Here is a 4,521-nt window from a genome sequence, read left to right on the forward strand (position 1 = left end):
AGCCCGGGGAACAGCGCCACGTGCGGCGCCACGAGCAGGTACTGCGTCCCCTGATCCACCAGTGCTCCCCAGGAAGGCGTCCCCGGTGGAGCTCCCAGACCCAGGAAGCTCAGCGAGGCCTCGGCCAGGATGGCTCCGGGGAAGGCAGACGTCGCCTGGATGAGCAGCGGCCCTGCGGCGTTGGGCAACAGGTGGCGAAAGAGGATGCGGGCGTTGCCGCTCCCCAGGGCCCGCGCCGCCTGGACATAGTCGCGCTCGCGCAGCGTGAGCACCTGCCCGCGTGCCAGCCGCGCGTAGCCCGTCCACCCCGTGAAGGACAGGGCGAACACCACGTTGAACAGGCTCGGCCCCAGGACCGACGTGATGAAGATGGCCAGCAAGATGCCCGGGAAGGCGAGCAGCACGTCCACTCCCCGCATCACCCCCTCGTCCACCCAGCCGCCCACGTACCCCGCCAGCCCTCCCAGCGTCGTCCCAACGAGCGCTGACAGCACCACGGCGAAGAACGCCACCACGAGCGACACTCGCGCTCCGTAGAGGACATGGGTGAGCACATCGATTCCGTTCTCACCGGCGCCCAGCAGGTGCCCCGGGCCCGGTGGCGCCAGCTCCGCGGACAGCTCGATCGCCTGCGGTGCGTACGGGCTGAGCACGGGCGCCAGCAGCGCGGTCAGCACCAGCAGCACCGCCACCCCCAGCCCGAACCTCCCCCCAAGCGTGCGCAGCCGGAACCCCCGGCGCGTGACAACCGTGGGCGCGACAGCCGCGACGGGCGAGGCCTCGCTCACGAGCGCCTCCTCACGCGGGGGTCCACCAGCGCGTACGCCACGTCCGTCAGCGTGTTCACGATGACGTAGCAGAGCGTGAACATGAGCACCGTTGCCCGCACGGTGTTGTAGTCGCGCTTCTCGATGGCCGTGAGCAGCAAGGTCCCCATGCCCGGCCAGGCGAACACCTTCTCCGTCACGATGGCCCCTCCCAGCAGCGTGCCGAACTCCAGGCCGAGCACCGTGAGGATGGGCAGCAGCGCGTTGCGGAAGGCGTGCTTCCACAGCACCACGCGCGGGTGCAGCCCCTTGGCTCGCGCCACGGTGACGAAGTCCTCGCGCAGCGTCTCCAGCATCGCCGCGCGCGTCATGCGAGACAGGAACGCCGCCAGCGCCGTGCCCAGCGTCAGCGAGGGCAGCACCAGGTGTCTCCAGGACTCCGCGCCGGACACGGGCAGCCAGTCCAGCCACAGCGCGAAGACGATGATCAACATCGGCCCGAGCCAGAAGCGCGGCAGGGCCACCCCCGCCACCGCCACCCCCATCGCCGCCGAGTCCACCGCCGTCCCCTTGCGCGCCGCCGCCGCCACGCCCAGCGGAATGGCAATGCCCACCGCGATGAGCAGCGAGGCCACCGTGAGCTGCAGCGTCTTCGGCAGCGCCGCTCCAATGGCCGGCAGCACCTTCTTCTGGAACGGAGGCAGCGAGGTGCGCAGCTCGCCCGTGGCGAAGTCCTTCGAGAACGTCCACAGCTGCGCGTACCAGGGCTGGTCCATGCCCACCGCGCGCCGCAGGGCCTCGCGATCCACCTCGGAGGCCTCCTCGCCCAGCATCACGTCGATCGGATCGCCCGGCACCAGGTTGAGGAAGAGCGAGATGAGCAGCAGCGCCCCTACCACCGCGATGACCGCGGAAGCCGCGCGCCTCATGGCCCCACCTTCCGCGCCCGAGCCAGCGAGCTGATGAAGTTGTGCGCGCTGGGCTCGAAGCCCTCGAGTCGCCGCGACACCACCGCCACACTGCTCTCGTGCCACAGCGGCGCATAGGGGAGCAGCTCCTCCAACCGCGCCCCAACCCGCGCATAGGCGGCCTTGCGCTCCGAGAGCTCCACCTGGCTGGCCTCCTCCAGCAGCGCGTCCAGCTCCGGATCCATCAGCGCACCCCGGTTCAGCCCCCCCCAGTGGTTCTCCTCCGTGGGGACGTTGCTCGAGTGGTACACGTTGCGCATCAGGTCCGGCTCGATGACGGACGCCCACTTGAGCGTCACCATCTCGAAGTTGCCCCGGCGGATGTCATTGAAGAGCGTCCCGAACTCCAGCGAGCGCACCTCCACCGCGATTCCCCCACGCGCCAGCTGCTCCTGGAGCACCAGCGCCACGGACTTGCGGAAGCGATCCGTGCTCACCTTGAGGCTCAGCCTCAGCCGCGGCAGGCCCCCGGGCCCGTCCGGATCCCCGTAGCCGGCCTCGTCCAAGAGCCGCGCCGCCTCGGCCGGGTTGTACCGGCAGCCCTCGCCCGGTGTGTAGGCCCAGTGCGTGGCCGGGATCATGCTCGTGGCCGGCTCTGCCAGACCGTGGAACTTGTGCTCCGCCAGGGGCTTCACCTCCAGCAAGTGGCACACCGCCTGGCGCACCCGCACATCCGCCAGTGGCCCTGGGCGCAGGTTGAAGCCCAGGTACGCATAGCCCGTCCCCGGCCGGACCAGCACCCGCAAGCCTGGCTGCTTCCTCAGCAAGGGCAGCACCGCCGGAGACACCGCATTCGTGACCAGGTCCGCCCGTCCCTTGAGCAGCTCCAGCACCCGCGTCGTCTCGTCACGCACCACCCGGAAGTACAGCCGCGGGATGGCAGGAGGCCCTAAGTGGTATCCCTCAAAGGGCACCAGCGTGAGGTGCTCCTCATCCGGTTGGGACTCAAACCGGAACGCGCCTGCGCCCACGGGGTGAGAAGCCTGCAGTGCCACTCCGTCCAGTCCTGCACGCTCCGCAGGGATGATGCTCAGCGAGAGCTCCGCCAACAGCGGCGCGTACGCCCCACGCAGGTGGAAGCGGACGGTGCGATCATCTACTACCTCCACCTCCTCGACAGGCGCGTACCGGTCCACCTTCGGACTTTGCAGCGCCTTGGAGCGCACTCCGTCATAGGTCGCCTTCACGTCCTCGGAGGTGAGCGCGGTGCCGTCATGGAAGGTGAGCCCCGGGCGCAGGGTGAACTCCACCAGGGTAGGGGAGAGCGCTCGGAAGGACTCGGCCAGCTCCGGCACCGGCCTGCTCGTATCATCGAAGGTGAGGAGTCCCGGAGCGATGAGCTGGACCATGCGCTGGCCGATGGCCGTCAGCGCGAACCGGCCATCCAGGCTGTCCGGCGGCGCCTCCACCAGGACGGTGATGCCGTCCGGCGGCGGCTCCGAGCGGCACCCAGCGGCGACGACCAGGAGCAACCCCCAAAGCGCGCGGCGAAGCAAGGACATCCAGTTCCTGGTTCTGTCATACCTAAGTGGTACGGTCGATGACGTTGCGCACTCCTGGCATCGAGTGATGTCCCCTGAGCGTTCGTGATGGCGCTGGAACTGAAGGTCGGTCCACAGGGTTGCAGGTGCGCATCCACGACAGCCTGATGAAGAAAAGTCTACATCCTCGGCACAGCCGCTTCGCCCGGTGGATAAGCGAGCGCCCAACCGTGGACGCGCCTACTCTTCCTCCCTTGAACTTCCTCGATCGGCTTCTCATGATGGCTCGCGCTTTCCCCGGAGCCCTTGTGCAGGTTCATCGAGCCAGAGTCGTCTTGGCCGCGACGGTCGCGATCATTCTTTCGCTGCCCGCTGCCCATGCCGCCCCAGCGGACAAGAAGGCGGAGCGCGAGGCGCTGAAGACGGCGCTGCTCGACGTCCTCCAACGCACGCCGCTCAAGGCCAGCCGCGTGGGCATCTTCATCCAGAGCATGGATGACGGCACCGTCGTCTTCAGCCAGAACCCGGACGATCTGCTCAACCCGGCCTCCAATGTGAAGCTGGTCACCGCGGCCGCGGCGCTGGCGACGCTGGGGCCCGAGTACCGCTTCGACACCGAGTTCCTCGTGGACCCGGAGATGCCGCCGGACGGCAAGGTCAAGACGCTCTACGTGCGCGGCAAAGGCGACCCGTCCATGACGACCGAGCGCCTGTATGGCGTCGTCGCCGAGCTCTTCCACACCGGCCTGCGCGAGGTGCAGGAGATCATCATCGACGACTCGTGGTTCGACGCCGAGCGCACGCCGCCGGGGTATGACCAGGAGACGTCGGACCGGGCCTACATGTCTCCTACCGGCGCGGTGAGCCTCAACTGGAACGCCACGGCCATCTACCTGCGGCCCGGCGAGGTTCCCGGCGCCAAGGGCACGGTGGAGCTGGAGCCCAACAGCGACTTCTTCGTCGTGGAGAACGGGCTGCTCACGGGCAGCCGCCGGGCCCGGCGAATCTCCGTGGCCAGCAAGGCCTTCGGGGACAAGCAGCGCATCATCGTCAAGGGACAGGTCTCGCCCGATCAGGGCGCCCTGAGTGTCTGGAAGAAGATCGACAACCCGCCCATGTACTTCGGCTTCACCCTGAAGGACATGCTGAAGGCGCGCGGCATCAAGGTGAAGGGCCGAGTGAAGCTGGGGCTGGCGCCCTCACGGGCGAAGCTGGTGCATGTGGCCCAGTCGGACACGTTTGACGTCATCCTCAAGCGGCTCAACAAGCTGTCCAACAACTTCGTCGCGGAGATGCTGCTCAAGG

General features: G+C 68.3%; 4 protein-coding genes. 1 reads left to right on the plus strand and 3 read right to left on the minus strand.

What is annotated here, in order from left to right:
• The 3 genes from VD972_RS22845 to VD972_RS22855 all read right to left on the minus strand — a co-directional run.
• A partial coding sequence (locus VD972_RS22845; RefSeq protein WP_324990360.1) for an ABC transporter permease occupies nt 1–788 on the minus strand: 788 nt, incomplete at its 3' end.
• Complete coding sequence (locus VD972_RS22850) at nt 785–1,696, minus strand: ABC transporter permease (RefSeq protein ID WP_324990361.1); 912 nt, start codon at nt 1,694–1,696, stop codon at nt 785–787. The genes VD972_RS22845 and VD972_RS22850, both read right to left, overlap by 4 nt.
• Nucleotides 1,693–3,237 (minus strand): ABC transporter substrate-binding protein, encoded by a 1,545-nt coding sequence (locus VD972_RS22855; RefSeq protein ID WP_324990363.1) that lies wholly within the window; start codon nt 3,235–3,237, stop codon nt 1,693–1,695. Before VD972_RS22855 ends, VD972_RS22850 begins: the two co-directional genes overlap by 4 nt.
• A 287-nt stretch (nt 3,238–3,524) precedes the next feature.
• Here VD972_RS22855 and dacB point away from each other — a divergent pair.
• A partial coding sequence (dacB, locus tag VD972_RS22860; protein ID WP_324990365.1) for a D-alanyl-D-alanine carboxypeptidase/D-alanyl-D-alanine endopeptidase occupies nt 3,525–4,521 on the plus strand: 997 nt, incomplete at its 3' end.

Origin of the sequence: Hyalangium sp. (assembly GCF_035629615.1) — a bacterium.
GTDB lineage: Bacteria > Myxococcota > Myxococcia > Myxococcales > Myxococcaceae > Hyalangium.

Bases quoted from the DNA above. Each gene is read 5' to 3' on its own strand.
- VD972_RS22850 (WP_324990361.1), bottom strand. From the start codon at position 1,696: ATGAGGCGCGCGGCTTCCGCGGTCATCGCGGTGGTAGGGGCGCTGCTG.
- VD972_RS22855 (WP_324990363.1), bottom strand. From the start codon at position 3,237: ATGTCCTTGCTTCGCCGCGCGCTTTGGGGGTTGCTCCTGGTCGTCGCC.